Origin of the sequence: Pseudofrankia inefficax, assembly GCF_000166135.1 — a bacterium.
GTDB classification, from domain to species: domain Bacteria; phylum Actinomycetota; class Actinomycetes; order Frankiales; family Frankiaceae; genus Pseudofrankia; species Pseudofrankia inefficax.
Genome location: NC_014666.1, coordinates 4,100,167 through 4,126,848, shown reverse-complemented (window position 1 = coordinate 4,126,848; position 26,682 = coordinate 4,100,167). Strand labels below are relative to the sequence as shown.

Here is a 26,682-nt window from a genome sequence, read left to right as displayed (position 1 = left end):
GAGAATCGTGGAGGTCCGGATGGTTTCGGTAGACAGTGCCCGAACTGAACGGGACGCGGCGCTCGCGAACGAGCAGCAGGATGCGCTGGCGGCACGGGCCGCGTCCAGGCTGGACCCACGCAGAGGAAATATCTCCGTGCTGCGGGAACCAGGCGGGATCGCGCGCGCCGATGATCCCGCCCGGATCGCGGCCCGCATCGCGCGCCTGGCCCGGCACAACCCGGACGCGCGGTCGGTCAGCCCGGCCGAGGTCGGCGCCGAGGAACCAGCCGCCACCGCGGAGGCGGGCGCCGTTCTGGAACGGATCATTCAGACGAACGACCTGCTCGACGTCGGCTACCTGGAGGACGGTGTCGCGGCCGCGCGAGCGGTCGGCCGAATCGTGATCCGTGACGACCGGGGCCGGACGGCCGGCTATGGCACCGGCAGCCTCGTCTCCCCGGAACTGCTCCTGACGAACCATCACGTCCTCTCCGACACCCGGGTGGCCGCGTCCAGCAGCGTCGAGTTCGACTACCAGGACGGTCCCGACGGCCAGCCGCTGCCACTGGCGGAGTTCGCCCTTGACCCGGACCGGTTCTTCCTCGCCGACGAGGCGCTGGACTTCGCGCTCGTGGCGGTGAGGGCGGAACCGGCGCAGCTAAGCCAGTTCGGGTTCAACCTGTTGGTCGCCGCGGAGGGCAAGGCGATTGTCGGGGACTTCGTGACCATCATCCAGCACCCCGGCGGTGGGAAGAAGCAGGTCGCGCTGCGGGAGAACCGCATCGTGGACGTGCTCGACCTGTTCATGCACTACGAGACCGACACGGAGCCCGGGTCCTCGGGATCCCCGGTCTTCAACGACCAGTGGGAGATCGTCGCGCTGCACCACGCCGCGGTGCCGGCTCCGGATCACGGCGAGCTCGGCGGCATCCTGAACGAGGGAATCCGGGTCAGCAGGCTGCTCGCCTTCCTGCGCGACCAGACCTTCCCCACGGCGCGGCAGGCGCTCGTCGACCGCCTCCTCGACGACCGCGTCCGCCCCGCTCCCGCCGCACACGTCCTGGTCCCGGCCGCCGCGCCGGTCGGCCCGGTCACCGTGCAGGCGCCCGCGCACGAGGCCGCCCGGATCCAGCAGTCCGTGACGCTCACCGTTCCGTCGTTCGACATCCGCCTGCACGGCGGCCTCGCCGGCCCGGGCCTGCCCCCCGTCCCTGAGCCCCCCGCCCCTGTGGAGGAGGCGGTCCGGATCGACCCGGACTACACCAACCGCGTCGGCTACGACGAGGACTTCCTGGGCAGCGGCCACCGGGTGGCGCTGCCCACCCTGCATCCGGATCAGGTGCCGCTCGCGGCGGTCAACCAGCTTCCCACCGGGCAGCAGCCGCCGTACGTGCTGCCTTACCACCATTTCAGCGTCGTGCTGAACCGGCAGCGGCGGCTGGCGTTCTTCACCGCCGTCAACATCGACGGCGCGACCGCCGCCCGGCTGCGGCGCGAGCCCGACCGCTGGTCCTTCGACCCCCGCGTGCCGGAGGACGAGCAGACGGGCGAGCAGGTCTACCGCGACAACCCGCTCGACCGCGGCCATCTCGTCCGCCGCCTCGATCCCGCCTGGGGGGCCACCCGCGCCCAGGCCAAACTCGCCAACGACGATACCTTCCACTTCACTAATTGCACCCCTCAGCATGCTGATTTCAACCAGAACCAGACCACCTGGGCGGGGCTGGAAGACTACATCCTCGAAAACGCGGACAACCAGGACTTCAAGGTCACCGTCTTCGCCGGCCCCGTCCTGGCCGACGACGACGAGCCGTACCGAGGCGTACTCCTGCCCCGCCAGTTCTGGAAGATCGCCGCCATGGTCACCTCGGCCGGCAGGCTGTCGGCCACGGGTTACCTCCTCAGCCAGGCAGACCTGATACGTGGCCTGGAGATCACACCCGCGGCCTTCTCGTACGGCGCGTACAGCACCTACCAGGTGCCACTCGCGCGGATCACGTCACTCACCGGGCTTTCGTTCGACGCTCTCACCGCGTCCGATCCGCTCGACGGGCTGGAAACCACTGACGCCGCCCGAGAGATCACCCATCCCCGGCAGCTCGTCCTGTGACTAGGTCGCCCTGACGACCGCCCTTCCCTGGGCGCCCGCGGCGTCGAGGAGGATTCGGTCGGCGGGTCGCCTCGGCACTCTCAGCCACGTCGCGCACAGCCGAGGAGCAGAAGGGAGCAGCGATGTCCTTCGCACCGCTGGCTGCCGTCGGAACACTCGTCTTCACCTTCGTCAACTTTCTGACCTATATACGCGCACGCCAGTGGAACGGCGTCCTGACGCAGGCGATCGCGTGGGTCGCGGGCATCGGCGCCATCATGCTTGCCGCGCGCACCGACTTCGCGTCCGATGTCAGCTTCGGCAACTCGAGCCTGGGCAACATGGACATCGCGACCCAGATCTTCCTCGGGCTCATCGCGACCTCGATCCTCAGCACCGTCAATGAGTTCAAGAAAGCATTCGACAACTCTGATTCCGCGAAGAAGGAGCCGCTGCTCACGGGACGTGGTCCTGGCTCCGACGCCGCGGGCCCGGCCGGGTCGCCACCTTCGGCTCAGCCACCGCCGGCTACCCCGGCTCCGGCCCCCACGCCCAAACCCCCCGCGCCCTGACGCGGTCACAGGCGGCGTCTGGCAAGCCTGAGCCTCCGTCCACGAGCAGGCCAATGAGACATCGGAGTCCTGACGACAACGAGGGAGTGAATGCGGTGTCGCGGATACGCATGGCCGTCGAAATTCACAATGAGTCGCACGTACCTCTCGTCTGGGCCAGCGACAAGCTGGACTGGGGAGAGTGGACCGATCCGTGGTACCCCTCGCGGGCCGCGACCATCGCTCCCGGCACGACCGCCGAGTGGCGGGCCGAGGGAGATCTGTTCGTCGTTCCGACGACGGGGACCGAGGGCCGGGTCTGGTACAACGTCAACGGCGACCGGGGAAGCAACTGTACGTGCACTTCGACAGCCCCCTCGCCGAGTCGCCCTATGGAAACACCTTCCACATATGGGCACCGCCTGGTTACGAGGCGTCGTACAGCGGCGGCCAGGGACACGAGGCCCGACTCGTCATCCGTCTCCGGGACAGCGCGCGTCGCCAGGTCCCGGGATTCACGCCGTCGGTCAACGGGTTCCAGTTCGCGAACCAGTGGGACCCAAATCTTCCCGCGATGACTCTCGGTTTCCTCTGGAACCGGCTCCTCGACGCCCTCGGCGGCGACGCCGCGGCGGCTCTCGGGATCGCACGCGTGGATGACAACTGGCTGCCCATCACGAAGGCCGACGCGGGAATGTGCGGCGGCATGACGTTCGGCGCGATGGACTACTTCGCCGCCGGCAAGCTCCCGCCCTCCGCGACGACGGCGCCCGCCTCCGAGGCGGACCCGCTTTTCCAGTTCATCAGGGGCCGGCTCTTCGACAGCTTCGACGTCACCGGCTCCGGGCACCGGTGGCTGGGGTACTCGTCGCCGCACTACCCGAACGGCGACGAAGGGTTCCTGCAGCAGGTGGCCGGACTGACCCGTGGCCGCTCCTGGATCACCTACCGCGACGAGTGGCCGCGTATCCGTGACGACATCGACGCGGGGAGGCTGTCTCCGATCGGCCTGATCCAGACCGACTCTCTCGATGTCGGGAAGAACCATCAGGTGCTTGCCTACGCGTATCAACAGAGCGGCCAGGTCGTTCAGTTGTGGGTGTACGACAACAACTACCCGCACCACGACGATCTGGCGCTCCAGTTCGACATCACCGACACGGCTGGCGAGGTTCACGTCCAGCGGTTGGGCCCCTACCGCGCCAACGAGCCGCGGATCTTCTGCATCTTCCGCACGAACGGCTACACCCCGCACACACCCCCGGCAGGAAACCCGGCGCCGCCCGCTCACGGCGAGACACCTCCCGCCGACGTCGTCGTGGCGCTGGCGACAATGGGGGTGGACTTCAGCGTCACCGAGGCCGAGCTACGCGGCTGGCTCGCCAATCCGCTTTTCACCCCCTACCCGGCGGTCGCACAGGCACTGCTGCTCCAGGGGTGGTCACTCAAGGCCCCGGTATACCTCGACGTCATCGTGTGGAACTACGAGCACACACCCGGTGTGACCTCCCCGCGTAAGGCCGCGGAGGTGAACCCCGACATCCTGAAGGCGGCTGTCCTACAGGGCTGGAACGTGCGCTACGGCACGGAGGTCACAGATTTCGGGCAAATCCTCGACGCCTGAGTCGAGCAAGCCGGGCCGATGATTTTCTACGGGATCGAACTATTTCCGCCCGGTATTTCGCGTACGAGTCACGTCACGAGTGCCCATCGACGATGGAAAGGGGCTTCGGCATGGACGATGACGAGCTCAAATTCGCCGAGGGCGGCATCAGGATGCTGGTCTCGCTGGGGGGTCTGCCCTTCGCCGGCGTCCCGACCATCGCCGGGGTGATCGGCTACGTGTCGACCGTCATCAGCTTCTTGAGCGGTGGTTCCACGGTCGATGCCGTCGCGCTCCTCAAACAGGAGGTCGACTCGCTGAAGGCAGAGATGGTCCAGCTGAACAGCCGGCTCGACGAACTGATCGAGAACGTGGCCATCGAGAACAACCGGAACGTCCAGGCGCGCGTCGACGACCACCTCGACGACATCAGGCGACTCAGGCTCCGTCTCGGCGACTCGCCGGGTGACGTGGACAAGGCCGTGGACGTGGCCAACGAACTCGGCGTGGTCATCGACTCGTTCCTCCGGGCTGATTTCGACCTCTGGCGCTGGACGGACGTGGTGCAGAAGAACGGGCTCAGGACACTGGAGCTGCACCGCTTCAAGAACGCCCCGACCCTGGCGGTCTATCTGCTCGGGCTGCTGAGCTGGCTCGCCGCCCGGCAGGTGGCTTTCGACGCGAACCAGCGACACCGGCTGGACGACGACGCGCCCAGGATCCTCCGCCACCTCCAGGCCGTCTCGGTGCGGCCCGAGTTCGACAAGTACGCCGACGGAGACGCCTCGGTACCCCGCTCGATCACCGAGCACATCAAGTGGCGGATCAGGGCCTGGGTGATCGGGCTCAACCGGCTGCCAGAGAACCGGAGTTGCCGGTGGGCCTTCGAGGTGCGTGACTGGATGACGGGCCGTAGGACGCTGGCGGATCACTTCGAGATAATCACCGACAGCGATCACGTGCTCTGCACCGTCGACGCCGCGTCGCTTGGCCCCCCGAAGACCGAGCTCCAGATGGAGACCGACGCGGGGGTGGACGTCCTGAACCAGATGGCGGTGACGCTCGACCGGGTGGCCAAAACGGGCTCGGCGCGCGAGCCGGTCATCGCCCCGTTCCCCGATACCAAGGTCTACCCGCCGGCCATGTTCTACCTCATCGGCCAGAACGGCGACCTGTATTGGTATCGCAATGTCTCGTCGAGCCAACCCGGCGGTTCGACCGACTGGGCGGGCCCGACACGGGTGAGCGACGGCTGGCACCGCTTCACCAAGGCCTTCTGCGGCGGCGAGGGAGCCCTGTACGGCGTCCAGCCCGACGGCACGTTGCTCTGGTATGGCCACGACGGGTACCGAGATGGCTCGCCGACCTGGCGCGGGCCACGGACGGTCGGCAGCGGCTGGAACGGTTTCAGGGAGATCTTCTCAGGGGGCGAATACGTCGTCTACGGCATCCGGCCCGACGGCACGCTGCTCTGGCACAGGCACAACGGGGCCGCGAACGGCGGTGACACCACGACCTGGTCGGGCCCGGTCCCCGTCGGTACGGGCTGGCAGTCGTTCGCGAAGGTGTTCTCCGCGGGGCACGGCGTCATCTTCACCATTGGCGCCGACGGAGTCCTCACCCGCCACGAGCACAGGGGGTACTCCGCCGGCACGTCTGACTGGGGAGCGCAGATCCCGATCGGCACCGGCTGGAACGTCTTCCAGGAGGTCGTGGCAGGACCCGACGGAGTGCTCTACGCCTTCACCCCGGACGGCCGGATTCTCTGGCACTGCTACCGGGGCGAGCGCCCGCCGCCGGTGTTTCCCCCTGGCGGGGCTGGTGGCTACGACCCCCACATCTGGGAGGGGCCGATCGAGGTCAAGCGCGGTGTGCTCGGCTTCAGATCCGCCTTCCCGGTGATGGATGCGCCGTTCCGCGCCCCCGCTTGATGGCCGGGGCTGAAGGACAGACCGCTCAACCCGTCAGGCCGGACTGAACCTGACGGGAAGGGAGACGAGTCCACGGGTCCAGGGCGACGGCTGCCAGAGCAGGGCGTCGCTGTCCACGGCGAGGGTGACGTCGGGAAGGCGGTCGAGGAGCACTTCGACCGCCGCCGTCACCATGACCTCGGCGATCGCCTGGGCCGGGCTCGGGCAGCGGTGCTCACCGTGGCTGAACGACAGGTGCGCATGGTTTCCGGCCGCGTGCCGGTCCATTCCCGCCCGGACCATGGGGTCCGCGTTCGCGCCCGCCAGTCCGAGCAGCAGCAGGTCCCCGGCAGCGATTCGCTGGCCGCCCAGTTCGACGGTGCGCACCGCCCAGCGGCCCGCGAAGTTCTGCAGGGGCGTGTCCTCCCACAGCACGTCGTTGAGTGCCTGGCCGACGCTTCGCCGGCCGCCGGACAGCCCCGTCGAGAACCGGTCGTCGACCAGCATCAGCCGCAGGGTGCCGCTGGTCCAGTAGGACGTCGGGAGCTGGCCGGCGGAGGCGATGACCACCAGATCCATCAGCATCTCGTCGTCGGTGAGACCGGCCGGATGCATCGCCATCCTGGACGGGATGTCGTTGCCCGGCCGCTTCCGCGCGCGCGCCACGACCCGGCGGATGAGGTCGCCGACCCGTTCGAAGGCGGCCAGCGCGTCGCTCGACCCGGATGCCATCTCGGTGAGGTCGTGCACCAGGCTCTCGGTGTCAGCCTCGTCGAGACCGAACAACACCGCGACGACAAGCAGCGGGATCACGCTGGCGTAGTCGGCGACCAGATCCGCCTCGCCCCGGCCGCAGAAGGTGTCGATGAGCTGGTCGGCGATCCGCTCGCACTGGGCCCGCAGCCGGAGGTGGTCGACGGCCTCGAGGGCGGCGTGCACGACCTCCGCGCGCCGGCGGTGCTCGACGCCCTCGGCGAAGTACACGGACGGCAGATAGCCCACCCCCGGCAGCAGCGGCCAGTCGGGCGGAATCTGCGGCCAGCGGTTCCACCGTCGGGAGTCCCTGGCGAAGAGGGCCGGGTTGCTGGTGACGTAGACAAGCTCGCGATACCCGAGCACGAGCCACGCCGGGTGGCCGCCCTCGAGAAGGACCGGCGCGACGGGGCCGAATCTGGCCCGCATCTCCCGGTACAACGCGGCCGGTTCCTGCTCGAAGCGCGGGCCGAACAGCGGGACGGCGTCAGCCGGGTGGTCCGACGGGACCGGGCGGTCATGGTCCCGGGAGTCGGCGGTGCCGGTGGAACCAGCTAAATGAGGTGTCATGACGATTTCTCCCAGAGGTGGCCGGCCGCGCTCCGGTGCCAGGCTCGCGGGACAGCCGGGGCCGGTGTGACGAAGGCCCGGGCCCGCTTCCGGTGACTCCCCGGAGTCGTCGTCGGGGCCCCCAGGCCGACGTGGTTGCACATCGTACGGGACCTCGGCCGGTGGACGGCCTGCGCCGGGCTGACCCGTCGATCCCGTAGCAGTTGCACCGTCAGCGCAGGTGGGAGGAGGTGGCCGCTGCGAGAACGCCGCGTTGATCGTTTTCGTCTATCGTCGCCGATATGGACACCGGTCAGGAGCATGAGCGCGCCGCACACGGCCATGGCCATGCTCACGGCGGGCACCCGCACGAGGACGGCCATGCCGATCACCCGGCAGGGCGGTGGGTGCGGCTTCGCCATGGTCTCTTGGACCTGATCGGGGGCCACAGCCACGACAGCGCCGACCAGATCGACGACGCGTTGGAAGCCGACGCCGCCGGGCGGCGCGCACTGCTGATCAGCCTGGCCGGTCTCGCCCTGACTGCCGCGCCGCAAGCCGTCGTGGTGGCGTTGTCCGGGTCGGTGGCGCTGCTCGGGGACACCCTGCACAACGTCGCCGACGCGCTCACCGCGGTTCCGCTGCTCATCGCCTTCACTCTCGCGCGCCGCCCGCCCACCACCCGGTTCACCTACGGATTCGGCCGCGCGGAGGACCTCGCCGGTCTCGCCGTCCTCGCGATGATCAGCCTGTCGAGTGTGCTCGCCGGCTGGGCCGCGATCGACCGCCTGCTGCATCCTCGGCACATCGACCACCTCGCCGCGGTCGCCGTCGCCGGGCTCGTCGGGTTCGTCGGCAACGAGATCGTCGCGCGTTACCGCATCCGCGCCGGCCACCAGATCGGCTCCGCCGCCCTCGTCGCCGACGGCCTGCACGCCCGCACCGACGGGCTCACCAGCCTCGCGGTCCTCCTCGGCGCCGCCGGCGTCGCCCTCGGCTGGCACTGGGCCGACCCCGTCGTCGGCCTGGCCATCACGGTCACCATCCTCGGAGTCCTGCGCTCGGCCGCCCGGGTGCTCGGCGCCAGGCTGATGGACGCCGTCGATCCCGACGTCGTCGCCGAAGCCAGGACCACCCTCCTGCACACCGAGGGCATCGACACCGTCCGCGAGCTGCGGCTGCGCTGGATCGGGCACACCCTGCGCGCCGAAGCCGACGTCACCGTCGATCCGAACCTGACCCTGGCCGCAGCCCATGACGTCGCGCACGCCGCGGAAGCCCACCTGCTGCGCCACATCCGACGCCTGTCCGCCGCGACCATCCACACCAGCCCCGCGCTGCACCACGCCACCCCCGCGTTGTAGCGACTCCGTTCAGGGACACTCCTGTCAGAACGGCGACGAATGGTGTTACCGGGTACTTACCGGCCGCCTATAGTCGGCCCCTGTGATCGTCCTGCTGATCGTCGTTGTCGTCGTTGCCGCAGTGTTGCTGCTGGCATCGCTGCGGACTGTGCAGCAGTACCAGCAGGGGCTGGTGTTCCGATTCGGCAGGATGCTGCCCCGGCTCCGCACCCCGGGCCTGACCGTGGTCCTTCCCTTCGGGATCGACCACCTCGTCAGGGTCAACATGCGGATCGTGGCGATGTCCGTGCCCCGCCAGGAGTGCATAACCCGGGACAACGTGACGCTCACGGTCGAGGCTGTCGTCTACTTCCGGGTCGTCGATCCGGTCAAGGCGATCGTCAACGTCGAGAACTACCGGTTCGCTGTCACCGAGGTGGCCCAGACCTCCCTACGTTCGGTCATCGGCCGCAGCGATCTCGACCACCTGCTCTCGGACCAGGAACGGGTCAGCGCAGAGCTGCGCGCGGTGATCGACGAGCCCACCGAGGGGCCCTGGGGCGTCAAGATCGAACGTGTCGAGCTCAAGGACGTGGCGCTGCCCGAGTCGATGAAACGCTCGATGTCGAGGCAGGCCGAAGCCGAGCGGGAGCGGCGCGCCCGTGTCATCACGGCGGAGGGCGAATTCCAGGCGTCTCAGATGCTCGCCCAGGCCGGGCGGGTCCTGGCCGCGGATCCGAGCGGGCTGCAGTTGCGGCTGCTGCAGACCGTCGTCGAGGTGGCCGCCGAGAAGAACTCGACACTGGTCCTGCCGGTCCCGGTCGAGCTCCTCCGGTTCTTCGACCGAGGTGAGACCGGCCGTTTGGACTCGGTCGGCGAGCCGAAATCCGACCCGCCGAGCCCGGATGGCAAGCAGCACCCGGCGCTCCAGGACGACAGCGTCTGACGGCGGATCGAGCTCCGCGTGTCCCAGTCGGCGGGCCGGCGGCTCAGGGCCACCAACGATGTACGCGGGCCAGTGATTCTACGATTGCGGCGCTGACCACGTCGCGTTCATCCTCGATGGACAGGATCGTCGGGAGAGCGCCTATCACGGTCGTCCGGCCCGCCAACGCCGCGGCCATCAACGTTCTGGCCGCGAGGGTTTTCCGCTGCGGGGCGGAGATATGTGGGGCCAGTCCTGCCAGAGCTGAGGTCCGGTCGTTCGGGTCGTCGATGGCGCTGGCCGCCGTCGACGCCTGGGCGACGGCCGATTCGCGTTCCTCGGCGGGCAGATGTGGCGCGAGTTCGATCAGCGCCAGGGCTTGGGCCCGCGGGTTGTTGATCGCGGTCGCGACGATCCGGGCGTCGGCGATGGCCTGCGCGCCGTCGTCCGGAGCCAGCAGCGGGGCCAAGGCGGTCAACGCCAGGACCCGGGAATGCGGGTCGCCGATCCCCCGAGCGGCGCTCCACGCCTGTTCGATGGCCTGCGCCCTTTCGTCCGCGGCCAACAGCGGGGCCAGCGCCGTCAGTTCCCGCACCCGCGCGAGCGGGTCGCCGATCGCCCCAGCGGCGGTCCGCGCCTGGTCGAGGGCCCATCGGCGTTGTTCAGCCGGCACATGGAGGGCAAGTTCTGCTAGCGCCGACGATCGGGCTGTTGGGTCGTCGACGGTGGTGGCGGCCGTCAACGCCTGGGCAAGAACATCTCCGCGCTGCCCGGGCGGCAGAACAAAGGCCAACCCCATCAACGTCCACACCCTGTCGTGCGGGTCACTGATGGCGGTGGCCGCTGCCTGCGCCTGAGCGAGGGCCTCGCGGCGCTGGTCGCCCGGCAGGTAGGGCGCTAGCGCGATCAGCACCTGCGCGCGCTCGTACAACTCGTCGATCGCGGTGGCCGCGGCAGATACCTGCGTAAAGACGTCGGCTGACCTGCTCCAGGCTCGCTCAAGCTCCGCCTGCGCCTGGTCGTCTGAGGCCTTCATCGTTGAGTCCGCGGTCAACGCGGCGGCGATCCGGTCGGCGGTCGCGCCCTGGGTGATGCTCAGCAATGCTCGCGCCCGGGTGCTCGGATCTTTGATCGCGCCAGCGGCGGTCAGCGCCTGGGCGTGGGCCAGCCATCGTTGATCGAGGGGCAGGTGTGGGGCAAGTCCGGCCAGCACGCGCACCTGGTCGCTCGGGTTGTTGAGCGCCCCTGCGGCGACGAATGCCTGCGCCACAGCCTGACCACGCGGTTTCGGGCTGAGGTACGGGGCCAGGTCGGCGAGCGCCCAAGCCCGCTCGGCCGGCCGCTCGATAGCCGACGCTGTGGTGAGCGCCTTTGCGAGCAGACTGAAGGGCAGGCGCGGGACCAGAGCGGTCAGTACCTGCGCCCGAACGCTGGGGGTGGCGATCCCAGCGATGATCGTCAGTGCCTGGGCCAGCAACTCGACGGGCAGACGCGGAGCCAGCGCGGTCAGTGCCTCCGCCTGCGCGCGCTGATTGGTGATCGTACTGATGGCGGCCAGCGCCTGGGCGGACAGCGGAGCCGGAAGGCGGGGCACGAGCTTGATCAGCAACTCGGCCTGACCCTGCGCACTGTTGATCAGGGTGACGGCAGCCAGGGCCTGGCCGAGAGCCTCGGCAGGCAGACGCGCACCCAGCTCCGTCAGGACGTGGACCCTGGCCCGTGGGTTTCTCACCGTGTTGACGGCCGCCAGCGCCTGAGGGAGGAGCTCAGCGGGCAGGCCGACCGCGAGTTCGGTCAGTACGTGGACCTGGGCCCGAACGTCGTTGATCGATCCGGCGGCGGTCAACGCCTCGGCCAGGACGCCGGTACGGTCCTCGGCAGGCAGGTGCGCGGCCAGCTCGGTCAGTACCCGTGCCCGGGCGTGTGGGTCGTCGATCGCGCGGGCCGCGGTCAGCACGTTCGGGAGAAGCTCGGCGTGGGGGCGGCGGGCAAGCTCGATCAGCGCCAGCACCTGGGCCTGTGGCTCGCCGATGCCGCGTGTGGCGGCCAGCACCTGGCCGAGGAGATCGACAGGCAGGTACGGAATGAGCTCGGTCAGCACCCGTGCCCGCGCACGCGGGTTGTCGATCGCGCAGGCGGCGGTGAGCACCCGCGGAAGAAGATCCGCGGAAAGCCGCGGTGCCAGCCCGATCAGCACCCGTGCCTGGGCATGTGGATTGTCGATCGCGCGGGCCGCGGTCAGCACGCGCGGGAGAAGATCGACGGACAGCCGCGGCGCCAGTTCGGTCAGCGCCGACGCTCGGGTGTACTCGTCGGTGATTACGGCGGCGGCGGCGAGCGCCTGGGCGAGGACCTCGCCGCCGTCCTCGTCAGGCAGCTGCGCGGCCAGCTCGGTCAGCACCCGCGCCCGGGCCTGCGGCTCATCAATCACCCGAGCGGCCGCCAACGCCTGACCGTGCAGCTCGGCCGGAAGGTGCGGTGCCAGGACGGTCAGGACCCGCGCCTGGGCCCGCGGTTCATCAATCACCCGAGCGGCCGCCAATGCCTGACCGTGCAGCTCGGCTGGGAGATGCGGTGCCAACACGGTCAGCATCCGGACCCGGTCCTCCAGGTCGGAAATGGTATACGTGGCGGTCAGCGCCTGGGCTAGCAGGTCGCTGGGCAGACGTGGCGCCAGCGCGGTCAGCACTCGCGATTGAAACCACGAATGCTTGATCGCACAGACAGCAGTCACCGCCTGGCCGAGCAGGCTCGCGGGAAGGTCCGGCGCCACCAAGGTCAGCGCCCGCATCTTGGCGTCCACGTCATAGATCGACTCGGCGGCGGTCAACGCCTGGGCGAAGGCCTCGTCACGGTCGTCAACGGGTAGTCGGGCGGCCAACTCGAGCATCACCCACGCCCGAGACTCCGGGTCGTCGATCGCGCGGGCGGCTTTCAACGCCTGGGCGAGCAGTTCGGCGGGCAGACGCGGTGCCAGCGCGGCCAGCGCCCGCCCCTGGCCACCCGGGTCTTCGATGGCGCGGACGTCGGTCAAGGCCTGGGCGAACAGGTCTGCGGGGAGGTGCTGTGCCAGCTCGGTCAGCACCCGCGCCCGGGAGCGAGGGTCGCTGATCGCGCGGGCGGCCGTCAGCGCCTCGGCGAGCAGCTCGACGGGCAGACGCGGCACCAGCGCGGCCAACACCCGCCCCTGGGCGTCCGGGCCGTCAATGGCGCGGACGTCGGCCAGCGCCTGGGAGAGCAGCTCGGGGGGCAGACGCGGCACCAGCGCGGCCAGCACCCGCGCCCGGGCGCCCAGGCCGTCAATGGCGCGGGCGGCCGCCAACGCCTGGGCGGGTAGATCGATGGTCAGGAGCGCTGCCAACTCGGCCAGCACCAACCCTCTGACCTCGGACTCGTCGATCGCGAGGGCCGCGGACAGCGCCAGGGCGAGGACCTTGCCGCGCTCCTTGGCGGACAGGTGCGCGGCAAGTTCGGTAAGAACCCGCTGGTGCGACTTCGGGTGGCTACGTTCGCCGAATCCCGTGGCGACCAGGTGGTGGATGGCACGCTCGCTCAGCGGGACGAGTTCCTGGGTCTGCTCATATTCCCAGGCGAACGGGTCGTTGACCGCTGCCCTGCCGGCGGCCGACACCCGGGCGGTTATCAGTCCGCGGTCTTCGACCAGCAGGCGCGAGGCCAGATCGGACAGCGCCTTGGCGAGCGCCCCGTCAGGGTCCCCGACCGGCAGGTGCGGGGTCAGCGCGGTCAGCACCCTCGCCTGGGCGTACGGGTCGTCGATCGCACGCACGCCGGTCAGTACGTGAGCGTGTGCATCCACGGCCACGAGCGCGGCCAGGCCGGTCAGCGCCCCCGCCTGGACGTCCTCGTCGTCGATCGCGCCGGCGGCCGTCAACGCGTGAGCGAGGACCTCGCCGCGGTCCTCGCCCCGCAGATGTGAGGCCAGCGTGGTCAGCACCGTCGCCCGGGCAGCCGGGTCGTCGATCGCGTCGGCGACGGACAACGCCTGGGCGAGTAGCTCGGCCGACAGGAACGGCGCCAGCGCGGTCAGGGCCTGTACTTTCTCGTCCTGGTCGCTGATCGCGGCAGCCGCGGTCAACGCCTGGGCGAACGTCTGTCCGCGATGCCGCGCGGGCAGCATCGGACCGAGCGTGGTCAACGCCGAGGCACGGGTGGATGCGTCCGGTATCGCCTGGGCATAGGTCAGCGCCCGGGTGCTGGGCCACAGCCTGCTGTCGACGAGCCGCACGAGAAGGGGCAGCGGGACGTGGGCGGCGAGGCTGGTGATCGAGCCGAGCAGCAGGGCGTAGCCGACCTGCCTGGCCAGTCCCGTGGGGTCACCCGCGGCCTGGCGGGTGAGCGCGTCGTGGCGGGCGGCCTGGACAGCGGCCAGGTAGTCGCTGGTGCTGCCCTGCTCCTCGTGGGCTGTGTACCAGACGCTTTCCGTCCGGCCATCGGGTGTGCACCGTTCGGCTTCAAGGACCGTGTCGACGGTTTCCGGTTTGTCGGCGGCCAGCAGGTGCTCGATCAGCCAGGTGAGTCCGTATCGGTCGGCCGCGTCCGTGTTCCCGCCGCCGAGACGGTTCAGACCGCTGTCCAGCCCACCCCACCGTCGCAGAAACCCGTCGGCGAGCGTGCCGTGCAGAAGTTCGAGTCGACCGGGCGGGAGGCTGCCACGCGCGTAGTCGAACACCAGGTCATGCACGACAACGGTCCGGGAGCCGCTCTGGCTGTCGGTTTGCGTGCGCACCAGCGACGCGCCGTCCAACTGGCGGAGCACGCGGCGCCCGGCCCGGGAGTCGAGCTGACCTGTGTCCTCCCACAGAGCGAGGACGACGGGCATCGGGATCGGCCCGCGGCCCTTGAACACCGCGAGCTCGAACAATCGCTGCGCGACCCCGTCGGCGAGTAGCCGCAGACTCGCGTCAATAACGACCAGCAGGTTCGGATAGCCATAGTCCGACTCGGCGAATCTCGCGGTCAGCTCAGCCAGGTCCGCACGCTCCAATGCCTCGGCGATCTCGTCCCAGTCCCACAGGTCCCGGACCATGCCCCCCGCGATCGCCAGCGCGACCGCCAGCCCGCCGCACCGCTCGACAACCTGATCGGCCGCCGCACCCCGCGCCGGTTGGCGCGCGTACGCCGCCAGCAGGCGCCGAGCAGTCGGCTCGTCTACTGGGCCCACAGGACAGATCGGCGTCGTGACGTCGAGAACCTGGGTCGTCCGCGAGGTCACCATCAGCCGGACCCCGGCGAGTCGGGGAAACCCGTCGACCACCGCCCTTTCCCACACGTCGTCCAACACGACCAGGCAACAGGCACCCGCGAGCAATGCGCGCAGCCGTTCCCGCCCGTCCGCCGCCTCCCGCACCGGCCGCCGATCCCCGAACGCGGCCAGTACGCGCGCCTGGACCGCCGTCACGTCCGCGCCCGGGTTGACCTCCACCCACACCACACCATCGACGTACCGGTCTCGGACCCTGTCGTCATGCACCACGGCGCGGGCCACCGTCGACTTACCCGCGCCTCCCATCCCCACCACGCCAACCGGGCCAGCGCCGACGGACATCAGGAGGTCACGCACCCCGGCCACGACCGATTCCCGGCCCACGAACGGCTCCGGCAACGGCCAACCGGAACGGGCCACCTCCCACGACGGCACCACCCGGCCCACCATCGCCCGCGCGCCCGCCGCGAACACCTCATTCCCAGGAAACGCCTTCACCGCGGCCGCGAACAACCGCCGGCGGCCATCGACCACAGCACCTGCCGCCATCAGAAGCGACACTTCGGCCCAGAACTGTCTGGAACTCCCCACATTCCACGCCGGAAGGTCCTTACGAGGAAAACCTGCGGCTTCCAACACCAGCCGCGCGCCCGCCAGCTCCAAGAAGACCTGCGCGAACGCGTCAATCTCGTCCTCCGACAGACCCCCCACCAGCTACCCCCATACTCGCCAAGCCCGTGATCGACCATCGTCGCACCCACCGACGCCAGCCCAGAACCGCGCCCCGAGCCCCCGCTACCTCAGCTATCTCGATAACGACGATTTCGGGACTGTCTCAACGGTCCCGGGCTGCGCCAGTTGTCGCGCGACGTGGTCCGTGGGATATAACCGGGGTGTAGATCCCGCTCCGTACGACTCGGAGCAGGTCGGGGGGATCTTGCTCACCGGGGGGTGGCGTGGTCGACGTGGCGGCTGTCGCGCCGCTGGACGACCTCGACCCCCGCGCGATCGGCCCCTACGTCCTGCTCGGCCGGCTCGGGGACGGCGGCATGGGCAGCGTCTACCTCGGCCGGCGCGCCGACGCCGCGCCTACTGGCGACGCCGGGCCCGAGCTGGTGGCGGTCAAGGTGATCAGGGCGGTGTGGCAGGCGGCGCTACCGACGGTAGACCCGCGTCCGGTCCCCATATCCTGACCATCACCATCAACCGGTAGGCCGCGACGGCCGTGCAGGCCGGCTGTCGGGCGGCCGGCCGCGGCGCCCACACATTTAGGTACTGACTGATCGCGGCGAGCAGGCCAGTGCCCAGCCGTGGCCCTGGCGGCTGGCGGTCATGGGCGGCGCCGGTGGATCAGGTGGTAGAGGCGGGCGACCTGCCGGTAGGGATCACGTTCGCCGGCCCGCCATTCGGCCTCGACCACGGTGTCGAGGTCGGGGCCGGGTGGGGTGTCCCCGAGGTGGTCGGTGAGCACGCGGATGCCGTACCAGGCGAGAGGTTCGGTTCCCGCGGCGGAGAGGAGGTCCCGGATCTGGTGGGGGTCGTCGCCGCGGCTGGGTACGCCGAGGTTCCCGATCTCGGTCACCGTGCCAGCGGCGGCGCGCGGCTCCTCGTCGAGGAGGCTGAGGGTGTCGCGCCAGCGGCCCTGCAGCCCGGCGCGCAGCGCGAGCGCGGTCGCGTTCTTCCCGACGACCGAGATCACGCCACCCGCCCCGGTCACGTCGGCCAGGACGTGCAGCAGCGCGGCCGGGTCGGTCAGGTACATCAGCACGCCGTGACACAGGACGCCGTCCCAGCCGCCGCCGACGAGGGAGGCGGCGTCGTGGCCGTCGCCGTGGACCAGGGTGATCCGGTCGCGGACGGCCGCGTCGGCGCCGGACAGCCGCTCGTCGGCCTGGCGCAGCATCTCCGGGTCCGGGTCGCAGATCGTGACCTCGTAGCCGAGCCGGGCGAGCGCTCGGGCCTGGGTGCCCTCCCCGCCGCCGACGTCGAGAATCCGGCCCGGCGGGGTCGGGAGGTGGGTGAGCAGCGCGCGGGTGACGAGGCGCTGGCGCACGGCTCCCCGCAGGGTCGCGGTGTGGGCCTGGTAGCCGGGTGCGAGGGCCCGGTCGACAGCGCCCCGCACCCAGCTGTTGTCGTTGGGCCGGGCTCCGGGTGCGGTCATCGGCTTGGGGTCAGGATGGTCGGTCCAGGACGTGGCCTGGTGGTGAGGACGCGGCGGCCGACAGGGGTGGCACGGGCAGGCCGGCCAGGGCCGCGTCGACGAGGGCGACGAGCTCGGCCCGGTCCACTCCGATCCCGATCAGTGAGCCGATGCCCCGGAAGTCGACAACCAGCAACGTCGCCAGCGTGACCGGATCGGCCGCTGGATCAAGGTCGCCGTTGCGCTGCGCCGCCCGCAGGCAGCCGGCCAGGGCCGCCCGCTGCGCCTCGAAGCCCTGGCGTAGCCGGGCCGTGGCGTCCTGATCACGCCCGGCCAGCTCGACGGTGAAGCGGCTGGCCATGCAGGCCAGCTGTTCGGGGTCGTTCAGCTGCCGGTCGACCGAGTCGACGAAGTAGGCCCGCAGACGCCGCATCGCGGTCTCGTCCGGGCCGGCCAACGCGGCCGCGCCGGACGCCTCGTCCTGGTCGCAGTAGTCCCCCAACGCGGCCAGGAACAGCGCGTGCTTGTCGCCGAAGGCGGCGTAGAGGCTGCCGCGGCCGAGCCCCGTCGCGGCCGAGATGTCATCGAGGCTCGTCCCGTCGAAGCCGTTCTTGCGGAACTCGCGCTCGACGGCCGCCAGCACCTCCCGCCGGTCAAAGCCAGGTGGGCGCCCCATGGGCCGATCGTATCCACGGATCTGGTTGTTGATCGAGTGATCGTTTGGTTGTTGGCGGAATAGTCCAGAACCCTCGGAGTTCTTTACTGAACAGTCCAGATCGTTGGGCCTCCATACCGACCGGGCGCCGCGCGTACGCGCCGGGCCCCCGACCGCGAGATGCGAGCCACCTCATGACTCAGCAGGACGCCCAGCCCGACCGGGCCGGTCCCGACCTCGGCGCCGTCCCGCCCATCCCGAGCCAGCGCCGCGCGGACGCCGGCGCCCGGCCCGTCTCCCCGGCCCTGCTGCTGGCGATCCTGTCGATCGCGAGCTTCCTGGCCCAGCTCGACGTGTGGGTCACCAACGTCGGCCTGCCCGCCATCGGGCACGGCACCCACGCAGGTTCGCTGGCCGACCTGAGCTGGGTGCTCAACGGCTACGCGATCGTCTACGCCGCGCTGCTGGTGCCGGCCGGCCGCCTGGTGGACCGGTTCGGCCGCAAGGGTGGCTTCCTGCTCGGCCTGACCGTGTTCGCCGTCGCCAGCATCGGCGCCGGCCTCTCCGGCGACATCTGGGTGCTGATCGGGTTCCGGGTCCTGCAGGCCGCCGGCGCGGCCCTGCTCACCCCGGCCAGCCTCGGCCTGGTGCTGCTGACCGCGCCGCCGGCGAAGATCGGCACCTACGTGAAGATCTGGTTCACCACCGGCGCGCTCTCAGCCGCCTCCGGCCCGGTGCTGGGCGGCCTGCTCGTGGAGGCGTCCTGGCGGTGGCTGTTCCTGGTGAACATCCCGGTCGCGGCGGCCGCGATCGCGCTGGGCGCCCGCTACCTGCCCAGCAGTCGGGACGCCGGCGACCACCTGCCCGACCTGCGCGGCGGCGGGCTGCTCATCGTCGCGATCGGCGCGCTCGCCCTGGGGCTGGTCAAGGCGCCGGACTGGGGCTGGTCGAGCGGCCGGGTGGTCGTCGCGTTCGTCCTCGCGGCGGTCGCGCTGGCGCTGTTCCTGGCCAGCTCCGCCCGCCACCCGGCGCCGGTCGTCACCCTCTCGCTGTTCCGGGACCGGGTGTTCACCACCGCCAACCTGGTCGCCACCGTCGCCTTCATGGCGTTCGGGATCGAGCTGCTCTCGACGATCCTGTGGCTCCAGGGCCACTGGCACTACTCGGTGATCCGCACCGGGCTCGCCTCGACGCCTGGCCCGGTGATGTTCGCGGTCGGCTCGGCGGTCGCGGAGACCCTCCAGGCACGGACCCGGCTGCGGGCGGGACGGATCGCGGTCGCGGGCGCGCTGCTGGCCGCCGTCGGCACGATCATGCTGACCCAGCTGGTCACCGACGAGCCGCGGTTCGTGGCCGCGTTCCTGCCGACCTGGGTGGTCCTCGGCCTGGGTTACGGCCTGGCGGTGCCGACCGCGATCACCCGGGCCACGGTCGGCCTGCCACCGAAGGACTCCGCGACCGGCAGCGCGATCGTGACGATGGCCACCCAGCTCGGCTCGGTCATCGGGATCAGCGTCCTGGTGGCGATCCTGGGCCGTGCCTCCGGCGCGGCCAGCCACGCGGTCTTCCAGCATGCCTGGTACGTGTCGGCCGGAGCCCTCGTGGTGGCGGCCGTCGCCTCGTTCGGCCTGGACTCGCGAGCCACGGCGCCGTCCCGGCCGGACCTCCCGCCGGCCCGAACGAGTCCCGCCGACGCCGGCGATCCGGAGGCCGCGGCCCGGCTGTGAGGACGCGGCCGGCGCGGGCCGGCTCGGGTGCCCACGGCCGCCGACGCGGCGGGTGTGGCATCCGGGCCGGCCCGTACCGGTGATCCGCGGCCAGGCGGCTTTCACCTGGCGGCGCAGGCTCTCCCACTGAACTCGCTGGTTCTGCGTCTCAGCGGGCGGTCAGGTTGAGGGCGCTCGCGAGCGTGGTCAGGACGTCGAGGTGGCCGTCGGCCGAGTCCAGGCCGCGGCCCATCGTGGCCACCGAGACGTGCGTGCCGCCGGCCGCCCGCCAGGCGTCGATCTCCGCGACGGCGGTGCCGAGGTCGCCCTGAGCGAGCACGACGTACTCGGCGCCGAAGCCCTCGACCGGCTGGCCGGCCTCGATCAGGAGGTCCCGCAGCCGGGCCCACCCACCGAGGGCACGCTCGATGCCCCTGGAGCCGGAGAAGATGAAGCCGTCCCCGAGCCGGGCGGCCCGGCCGAGGGCGGCGTCGCCCGAGCCGCCCAGCCAGATCGGGATGGAGCGGGTCGGCTTCGGGATGAGCGCGGCGCGGTCGATCCGGTCGAAGCGGCCGGAGAAGTCGACGACGGGCTCGGTGAACAGCCGGCGCAGCAGCCCGATCTGCTCCTCCTGCCGGGCGCCGCGGGTCTGGAAGTCCTGGCCGAGCGCCTCGTACTCCACTTGGCTCCAGCCCACCGCCACCCCGAGGCGCAGGCGGCCGCCGGAGAACAGATCGACGTCTGCCGCCTGCCGGGCGACGAGCGCGGTCTGCCGCTGCGGCAGGATCAGGATGCCGGTCGCGAACTCGATGTGTTCGGTGATGGCGGCCAGGTGGGCGAACATCACGAGCGGGTCGTGGAACGGGTCGTGCTCGGTATAGGGGCCGGTCAGCGGCGGCGACCGGTCGGCATGCACCGCGCCGAGCACGTGATCGTAGGCGAGCAGGTGGTCGAACCCGAGACCCTCCACCGCTGTCCCGATCCGCCGGACCGCGACCGGGTCCCCTCGAAGCTCGATCTGCGGGTAGACGACGCCAATCTGCATGGCCGCAGCCTCCCACGAACCCGCCGGGCGTCACTCCTCGTCTCAGCGCGGCGACGTCGCGCGCCGCCCGGGCCCTCGCCGTCGGCCCGCCGGCTTGATCGTCGTTTTGGCCCTCACGTGGTCACGAAACCACGACGGTTACAGCCCTGCGAGGGCGAAAACAGCGATCTTGCCGGTCTCGGGACGAGGCCCACTGTGCCAGCTGTGGCACTAGGCGGGGGCGCGGGCCTGGCGGTAGGCGACTCCGGCCGCGTTCGGATTGCCCTGCGGGTCGTAGAGGCCGGTGAGGCTGCCCGGGGTGGCCGGGAGGGCGAACCAGGCATACCGGCCGACGAAGGGCAGGCTTTCCAGCATCGTGGTCGAGGCGGTCACGAACTCGGCCTGCTGCTGCGTCGACGGCGCCCGAGCCGAGCCGCCGGAGAAGTCCAGCAACGCGTACTCGGTGAGCCAGATCGGCAGGTGGTAGCGGTCGTAGACCGCCTGCAGGTAGGACCGCAGCTGGCCGACGGCGCGGGTCGCGTCGAAATCGCCTCCGTACCAGTGCAGGGCGATGAAGTCGACGCGGTAGCCGCGCTGGCGGGCGCCGGTCATGAACCGGTCCAGCCAGCCGCCCGGGTCGGCGCCGCCGGCGGCCACCGCGGGGCTGCCGAGCTGTCTGCCGGTGGCCTGTAGTTGCGGCCACAGGTCCAGGGCCTGGTCGACGGTCATGTTCGCCTGGCTTCCGAGGTCCGGCTCGTTGAAGCCGAGCAGCGTGTCACCGGCGGCCGCGGCCTGGGCCAGCGTCGCCGGGTTGACCGACCCGGCGCCCCAGATCATCGGTACGAACCGGGTGCCCGCGGGCGGCGTCACGCCCCCGGGCGTCGCGGCCCAGTTGTAGAACCAGGACACTCCCACGTCACTCAGTGCCTTCTGCAGGCCGTCGAAACTCCAGACGCTGACGCCCTTGCGCGCCGAGCCCGCGACCGGCGGCCTGGGCGGCGCGACGGTGACCGTGGGCCGGGGGGACGGTGTCGCCGAGGGTGGCGGCGTGGCTGGGGGCGGCGGCGCGGCCGCGAGTGACGACGTGGGTGTCCCCGACGGCCCGGTGGCCGTCGGAGTCGTCGCGGCGCCGGACGTCGACGGCTGCGCCGAACCGGGCGCACTGGTCGATCCGGCCAGCGGCACCCCCGTGCCGGGCGCGCAGCCCGCGAGGGCGAGGACGACGCCGGCGGCCACCAGGCCCGGCCAGACCCGCGCCCACCGCCGCGGCCGGCGCCGACGGCCCGGCCGCCGTGGCGCTGGGGCCGCCGCCGGTCCGAGGCCGGCCGGCGAGCCACGGCCGTCCGGTCGGGACCGTAGGAAGCCGTCGCCGGCACCCGCATCTGTCCGCATAGCCTCTCCTCACCGTGGTGACGAACTGGCTGTGCGTCCGGCCGACCCCATGCCCCTGAGCCGATGCCCCTACGGCGCGAACACGCTAAAACGGTTGAATCTACCTCGATACTCGCATAGCCGTCAGCACGCCCGGCCGCCACCCGTGCCCCGCGGTGCGCCGCACGGGGAGCCGCGGTGCCGGAGACCGGAGACGTCAGGGGCCTGGTGCACCTGTGGCGTCGTCAGGTACCGAGTCTCGGATCCCTGACGCCGCGGGCCCAGCCCGCGATCCTGGAGCCTCAGCAGGTCCGATCCACGTAACCGTCGCTGCCAGCCGGGACGACGTCCCGGTCGCGTCTCACAATCGAGATCCTCGTCATCCAGCCACCGCACGCCTTCGCGAGCCCACTGTCGCTGTACTCGACGTCATAGACGCGATCCTCGTACGCGTCGGCGAAGCCCGCGCATTCGCCGTACGTGCCGCATTCCTCAGTCACGGCGAAGTCGAATCCGACAGTCCTGCGCTGACCGAGAAGTTCGGCCGTGTTCTTCTGACCGACGGCCAGACCGTCGGCGTGCGCCCGCCGGGCGACCAGTTGCGCGAACGCGGCGTTGTCGGCCTGGGTGAGCAGGCCCTCCGCGCGTTCGAAGGAGTCGAGGTTGTCAGGCTCGACCGCCTGGAAGCCGGAGGCGGCACAGTCGTCGACCCAGACGGCGACCACTGCCGCCAGGGCGGCGCGTCTGGCAGCCGTGGAGGTGTCGAGCAGAGCCTCACCCCAGTCCCGGTCGATGACCAGACCGTGGTCGCCGCGGCGCAGGAGAAGCTCGGGATGACGGGCCTGCCACCACGCCAACGCGTCAGGCTGCGCCTGGAACGCATTGATGTAGCAGATGTTGTACAGGCCCGCGACCGGCTTGGCTGTTCGGTCCCGTGACACCACCCCCACCCCGCCTGGCGGGGTGTAAGCACCCCCGAGCTGGTAGTCGAAGGCAGCGCCGACCGGGGGCAACACGACGCGGGCCCGCTGGTCGCCGGCAGGGCCGGTCGGCGGTGCCGGGACCGCCGACGCCGGACCGGTGGAACTGGCGGCCACCGACGAGACCTGGGCGCCGGCCGTGGCTTCACGATCCGGGGCAGGGCCTCCGGCAGAACAGCGGCTGGTCGTGACGCAGAGGCACAAGGCCGCCAGCGCCACGGCAGTGACCCTGACGACCGCGCGGCGAGCAAGGCGGTCGATCATGTCCCGACCGGCCGCTGGGTGAACACCGCAGTCGCGCCCGCAGCTGGAGCGTCCACGCTCAGGTCCCTGGAGATCGCCGCCACGGCTCACGCTGCCCCATCTCGACACGACAAGGATCCAGGGGCCGGCGGGTCGGTACCGGGCCGCCCGCTTCAGGATCTCGTTCTCCACCTCCAGCCGCCCCCTGTACCCACGCACCTGGGCGAGCCCTTGTGAACGGCCGGCTCCACCACGCCCAGCCCCCACAACCACAACCACCGAATCCCCACCAACCCAGGACCGGGTCCGGCGAGTCGGCCGCCTGCTTGATCGCCGTCTTGGCCCTCACGTGGTCACGAAACCGCCTCGGTTACCGCCCTGCGAGGGCGAAAACGGCGATCTTGCCGGCCTCTCGGGAGGAGGCCAACCTTGCCCGGCACGGCACGGCACGGCACTGGATGATCAGGAGTGACGCCGTGCCATCGTCAACGACGTAGACAACACCCAGTCGTCCCCTTCGGGGGCCGTAGCTTGCCGACACCTGTCCGAGGTCGACCCTCCTGGCCATCCGCGCGGCACACCACCGACCCGTACGCCTGCGCAACACGAGACCCGCGAATCGCGGCCAAGTCGTCAGCGGATCCGATCATGCGGTCGGGAAGTCCGGCCTCTTATGGCGAACGGTCTGGCCATGGGGTGTAATGTCCGGTATCAGCGCGGCGATGCTGGTGGGCGCGCCGGGGAACCCGGGCGCCTTGACTGGCCGATCGTGCCCCTCGACGGCGGCTCTGATTCCCTTCAGCAGGCGGTCTCGGGCGACAGCCTCGGAGACTTCGAATAGGTCAAACGAGATGACGGAACGCAGTATCCCGGGCCGGTCACAGTCGCTGACCCTGATCGGGACGAGCTTCCGCCGCAGGCCTTGAGGGTCGCCGGCATGGGCAGCTTGCCATTCCGTCGTCCCGTAGACCGACTGGAGGTATCGGTCGGAGAGGACGGCGACGGTGCGCCGTGAGCGCCTGATGGCCTCGTCCATCATCACGTGGTAGTTCGCGCCTGGGACCATGTGCCAAGACTGGATGATGACGGTGTATCCCGCCTGTTCCAGTTGCCAGGCGATCCATTCAGCCCATTTAATATCGTACGCCGTGTAGGAAATGAAGAAGTCCCAGTCGCGGGACTGGTCAGAGGCTGACGCAGCCTCTTTTAAGTCACGATCGTTTCCGTTGCCAGTTCTGGGCTCAGAGCCCGCGCGTCCGTCGGCGCGGTTTTGGCCCGCGTTGACAGCGCGGTCCGCCTCCGTCCGAGCGAGCATCGACCGACCCATCACGGCGCTGGCCTTCTGCAGTGCCCCCATCGCCGTCGCGACCGCGTCCGCATCAAACCGCGCGCTGGCTAAGCGTAGCGCCGCCAGCTTTTTCTCGACGTCCGCCTTGAGGGTCGCCTCGACCTTGTCGCCGTTCTCGGCGAGGAAGCGCTCGGTCGAGTGGACCAGCGACTCGCCCTGGTTGCGGGTCTCGGCCTCCTCGCGGCGCTGCTTGTCCTCCTCCGCGTACTGCTCGGCGTCGCGGACCATCTTCTCGATGTCATCCTTCGGCAGCGCGGAGCCGCCGGTGATGGTCATCGACTGCTCCTTCTGGGTGCCGAGGTCCTTCGCCGAGACGTGCACGATGCCGTTCGCGTCGATGTCGAAGGTGACCTCGATCTGCGGCACGCCGCGCGGCGCCGGGGGCAGGCCGGTCAGCTCGAACATGCCGAGCTTCTTGTTGTAGGCCGCCATCTCGCGCTCGCCCTGAAAGACCTCGAAGATCATCGACGGCTGGCCGCCTCCCGGCCGGCTGCCATCAGGCGGACCCTCGGCGGCCGTCCCACCTTTGGGAGGCGGCCGGTTTGGGACTGGCCGACCGCTTACATCATCGCCGGTCGTGAAGATCTCGGAGCGCTTCGTCGGAATCGTGGTGTTGCGCTCGATCAGCTTCGTCATGATGCCGCCCTTGGTCTCGATCCCAAGTGACAGCGGGGTGACGTCCAGCAGCAGGACGTCCCTGACTTCGCCCTTCAGGACACCGGCCTGCACGCTCGCGCCAACGGCGACGACCTCGTCCGGGTTGACGGACCGAACCGGCTCGCGACCGCCGCTGAGCTCACGAACCAAATCGACCACACCGGGAGTCCGCGTCGACCCACCGACGAGAAGAACATGATCGATTTGGGCGACCTTGATGCCCGCGTCCTTGACCGCCTGCTGGAACGGGATCTTGCAGCGGTCGATCAGGTCCTGGGTCATCCGCTGGAACTCGGCCCGGGTCAGCGACACGTCCAGGTGCAGCGGGCCCTCGGCCGACGCCGTGATGTACGGCAGGTTGATCGTGGTCTGGGTCGACTGCGAAAGCTCGATCTTGGCCTTCTCGGCCGCCTCACGCAGCCGCTGCAGCGCCATCTTGTCCTTCGCCAGGTCCACGCCGTGCTGACCCTGGAAGGTCTTGATCAGGTGGTCCGTCATCCGCTGGTCCCAGTCGTCACCACCGAGGTGGGTGTCGCCGTGGGTGGCCTTGACGTCGACGACGCCGTCACCAATCTCGACCAGGGACACGTCGAACGACCCACCGCCAAGATCGAAGACCAGAACTGTCAGCGCCTCATCAACAGCGACCCACCTCGCCCTGACCAGGCAGTAGGCCAGGGCCGCGGCGGTGGGCTCGTTGACGATCCGCATGACGTTCAGGCCGGCGATGGTGCCGGCCTCGGTCGTGGCCTGCCGCTGCGCGTCGTCGAAGTACGCCGGGACGGTGATGACCGCGTCGGTCACCGTCTCGCCCAGGTAGGCCTCGGCGTCGCGCTTGAGCTTCTGCAGGATGAAGGCGCTGATCTGCTGCGGGGTGAAGTCCTTGTTGTCGACCTTCATCTTCCAGTCGGTGCCCATGTGGCGCTTGACCGACCGGATCGTCCGCTCGACGTTCGTGACCGCCTGCCGCTTCGCGACCTCGCCGACCAGGACCTCGCCGTTCTTCGCGAAGGCCACAACCGACGGGGTCGTGCGCGAGCCCTCGGCGTTCGCGATGACCGTTGGCTCACCACCCTCGAGCACGCTCACGACAGAGTTGGTCGTGCCCAGGTCAATCCCAACCGCCCTCGCCATCGGCCCCCCGTCACATGCCACGGAGAACGGGAGCGCCACACCGACGGCGCCCCCACCCATCCCTGTCCTCATTATTCGATACGCCAGAGGGAAAATGGCGACGAGGGGCCGATCACCACAGAGATCAACTCAGGTCGCCGGCCGCCATGGTCATCAGACCTCCGGAGGCGAAGACCCGTGGGCCCACCGAGCAGCGCATCCCGGTCGCGACGGCCACGGACCACCACTGGCGACGGACCGTCACTGGACAGGGCCGAGACAGGCCCAGCGAAGCTGGCTCACCCAACCTCACCTGCGCGGTTCGCTCCGGATACCTCATGATTGGCAGCCGGGGCGAATACCGCACGGTTCGGATAACAGCACACTGCCCGTCAAGAAGTCTCGGCCTGGGGCAACGACCACGGAATGTGATCGACATGGCGTCGATCACGGGTTCCCCGCGGACTGCCCACCTGGCGCGGCCGGTTCCGGACGGTTCGAGGCTGCCGGAAGCAC

At 70.3% G+C, this 26,682-nt stretch carries 16 protein-coding genes and 1 pseudogene; 8 read left to right on the top strand and 9 right to left on the bottom strand.

All coding sequences use genetic code 11. The features are described 5' to 3' along the window. The first annotated feature begins 19 nt into the window (after positions 1-19). From FRAEUI1C_RS16695 to FRAEUI1C_RS39040, 4 genes are all read left to right on the top strand, one after another. Positions 20-2,092, top strand: a complete 2,073-nt coding sequence (locus FRAEUI1C_RS16695) for a DNA/RNA non-specific endonuclease (RefSeq protein WP_013424488.1) — start codon at positions 20-22, stop codon at positions 2,090-2,092. A 122-nt stretch (positions 2,093-2,214) separates the two neighbouring features. Beyond that, positions 2,215-2,643 carry a hypothetical protein gene (locus FRAEUI1C_RS16690; RefSeq protein WP_013424487.1) on the top strand — a complete coding sequence of 143 codons (429 nt, stop codon included), beginning with the start codon at positions 2,215-2,217 and terminating at the stop codon, positions 2,641-2,643. Positions 2,644-2,980: 337 nt separating this feature from the next. Continuing rightward, positions 2,981-4,246 carry a hypothetical protein gene (locus tag FRAEUI1C_RS16685; RefSeq protein WP_013424486.1) on the top strand — a complete coding sequence of 422 codons (1,266 nt, stop codon included), beginning with the start codon at positions 2,981-2,983 and terminating at the stop codon, positions 4,244-4,246. A 110-nt stretch (positions 4,247-4,356) separates the two neighbouring features. After that, positions 4,357-6,156 carry a tachylectin-related carbohydrate-binding protein gene (locus FRAEUI1C_RS39040; protein ID WP_041259410.1) on the top strand — a complete coding sequence of 600 codons (1,800 nt, stop codon included), beginning with the start codon at positions 4,357-4,359 and terminating at the stop codon, positions 6,154-6,156. A gap of 33 nt (positions 6,157-6,189) precedes the next feature. On the opposite strand, the gene FRAEUI1C_RS16675 is transcribed toward FRAEUI1C_RS39040, so the two are convergent. Then, positions 6,190-7,458, bottom strand: coding sequence for a cytochrome P450 (locus FRAEUI1C_RS16675; RefSeq protein WP_013424484.1), 1,269 nt, complete (start codon positions 7,456-7,458; stop codon positions 6,190-6,192). A 407-nt stretch (positions 7,459-7,865) separates the two neighbouring features. Between FRAEUI1C_RS16675 and FRAEUI1C_RS16670 the strand changes: the two genes are divergently transcribed. Both FRAEUI1C_RS16670 and FRAEUI1C_RS16665 read left to right on the top strand, forming a co-directional pair. Beyond that, positions 7,866-8,801, top strand: coding sequence for a cation diffusion facilitator family transporter (locus FRAEUI1C_RS16670; RefSeq protein ID WP_232425454.1), 936 nt, complete (start codon positions 7,866-7,868; stop codon positions 8,799-8,801). A gap of 82 nt (positions 8,802-8,883) precedes the next feature. After that, complete coding sequence (locus FRAEUI1C_RS16665; protein WP_013424482.1) at positions 8,884-9,726, top strand: slipin family protein; 843 nt, start codon at positions 8,884-8,886, stop codon at positions 9,724-9,726. Between the two features lie 43 nt (positions 9,727-9,769). Here the strand turns inward: FRAEUI1C_RS16665 and FRAEUI1C_RS36375 are convergent, their stop codons facing one another. Beyond that, positions 9,770-15,640: an NB-ARC domain-containing protein gene (locus FRAEUI1C_RS36375; protein ID WP_013424481.1), complete on the bottom strand. Its 5,871-nt coding sequence runs from the start codon at positions 15,638-15,640 to the stop codon at positions 9,770-9,772. A 254-nt stretch (positions 15,641-15,894) separates the two neighbouring features. Here FRAEUI1C_RS36375 and FRAEUI1C_RS16650 point away from each other — a divergent pair, with 254 nt between their 5' ends. Next, positions 15,895-16,122, top strand: coding sequence for a hypothetical protein (locus FRAEUI1C_RS16650; RefSeq protein WP_157734961.1), 228 nt, complete (start codon positions 15,895-15,897; stop codon positions 16,120-16,122). A 137-nt stretch (positions 16,123-16,259) separates the two neighbouring features. Here FRAEUI1C_RS16650 and FRAEUI1C_RS16645 read toward each other — a convergent pair whose 3' ends face one another. Together FRAEUI1C_RS16645 and FRAEUI1C_RS16640 are read right to left on the bottom strand one after the other, a co-directional pair. Continuing rightward, complete coding sequence (locus FRAEUI1C_RS16645; protein WP_013424479.1) at positions 16,260-17,090, bottom strand: methyltransferase; 831 nt, start codon at positions 17,088-17,090, stop codon at positions 16,260-16,262. A gap of 10 nt (positions 17,091-17,100) precedes the next feature. Further along, on the bottom strand, positions 17,101-17,745 hold the full coding sequence (locus FRAEUI1C_RS16640) for a TetR/AcrR family transcriptional regulator (RefSeq protein ID WP_013424478.1): 645 nt from the start codon (positions 17,743-17,745) through the stop codon (positions 17,101-17,103). 173 nt (positions 17,746-17,918) lie between these two features. On the opposite strand from FRAEUI1C_RS16640, the gene FRAEUI1C_RS16635 reads away from it, so the two are divergent. Further along, positions 17,919-19,451 carry an MFS transporter gene (locus tag FRAEUI1C_RS16635; RefSeq protein WP_013424477.1) on the top strand — a complete coding sequence of 511 codons (1,533 nt, stop codon included), beginning with the start codon at positions 17,919-17,921 and terminating at the stop codon, positions 19,449-19,451. A gap of 148 nt (positions 19,452-19,599) precedes the next feature. Here FRAEUI1C_RS16635 and FRAEUI1C_RS16630 read toward each other — a convergent pair whose 3' ends face one another. From FRAEUI1C_RS16630 to dnaK, 5 genes and pseudogenes are all read right to left on the bottom strand, one after another. Further along, entirely contained in the window at positions 19,600-20,475 is an 876-nt protein-coding gene (locus FRAEUI1C_RS16630; protein WP_013424476.1) for an LLM class F420-dependent oxidoreductase, read from the bottom strand. 210 nt (positions 20,476-20,685) lie between these two features. Further along, positions 20,686-21,846, bottom strand: coding sequence for a glycoside hydrolase family protein (locus tag FRAEUI1C_RS36370; RefSeq protein WP_013424475.1), 1,161 nt, complete (start codon positions 21,844-21,846; stop codon positions 20,686-20,688). A gap of 281 nt (positions 21,847-22,127) precedes the next feature. Further along, positions 22,128-22,922, bottom strand: a complete 795-nt coding sequence (locus tag FRAEUI1C_RS16620; RefSeq protein WP_013424474.1) for an endo alpha-1,4 polygalactosaminidase — start codon at positions 22,920-22,922, stop codon at positions 22,128-22,130. A 772-nt stretch (positions 22,923-23,694) separates the two neighbouring features. Next, the gene (locus FRAEUI1C_RS41110) at positions 23,695-24,156 is read right to left on the bottom strand and encodes a toll/interleukin-1 receptor domain-containing protein (protein ID WP_497006523.1); all 462 of its coding nucleotides are present in this window, start codon (positions 24,154-24,156) and stop codon (positions 23,695-23,697) included. 177 nt (positions 24,157-24,333) lie between these two features. Then, positions 24,334-26,187: pseudogene (gene dnaK, locus FRAEUI1C_RS16615) on the bottom strand (molecular chaperone DnaK); the annotation flags it as partial. Positions 26,188-26,682: the final 495 nt, after the last annotated feature.

Coding starts and splice junctions, on each gene's coding strand:
- FRAEUI1C_RS16695 (WP_013424488.1), top strand. CDS start 20: ATGGTTTCGGTAGACAGTGCCCGAACTGAACGGGACGCGGCGCTCGCG.
- FRAEUI1C_RS16690 (WP_013424487.1), top strand. CDS start 2,215: ATGTCCTTCGCACCGCTGGCTGCCGTCGGAACACTCGTCTTCACCTTC.
- FRAEUI1C_RS39040 (WP_041259410.1), top strand. CDS start 4,357: ATGGACGATGACGAGCTCAAATTCGCCGAGGGCGGCATCAGGATGCTG.
- FRAEUI1C_RS16675 (WP_013424484.1), bottom strand. CDS start 7,458: ATGACACCTCATTTAGCTGGTTCCACCGGCACCGCCGACTCCCGGGAC.
- FRAEUI1C_RS16645 (WP_013424479.1), bottom strand. CDS start 17,090: ATGACCGCACCCGGAGCCCGGCCCAACGACAACAGCTGGGTGCGGGGC.
- FRAEUI1C_RS16640 (WP_013424478.1), bottom strand. CDS start 17,745: ATGGGGCGCCCACCTGGCTTTGACCGGCGGGAGGTGCTGGCGGCCGTC.
- FRAEUI1C_RS16635 (WP_013424477.1), top strand. CDS start 17,919: ATGACTCAGCAGGACGCCCAGCCCGACCGGGCCGGTCCCGACCTCGGC.
- FRAEUI1C_RS16630 (WP_013424476.1), bottom strand. CDS start 20,475: ATGCAGATTGGCGTCGTCTACCCGCAGATCGAGCTTCGAGGGGACCCG.
- FRAEUI1C_RS36370 (WP_013424475.1), bottom strand. CDS start 21,846: ATGCGGACAGATGCGGGTGCCGGCGACGGCTTCCTACGGTCCCGACCG.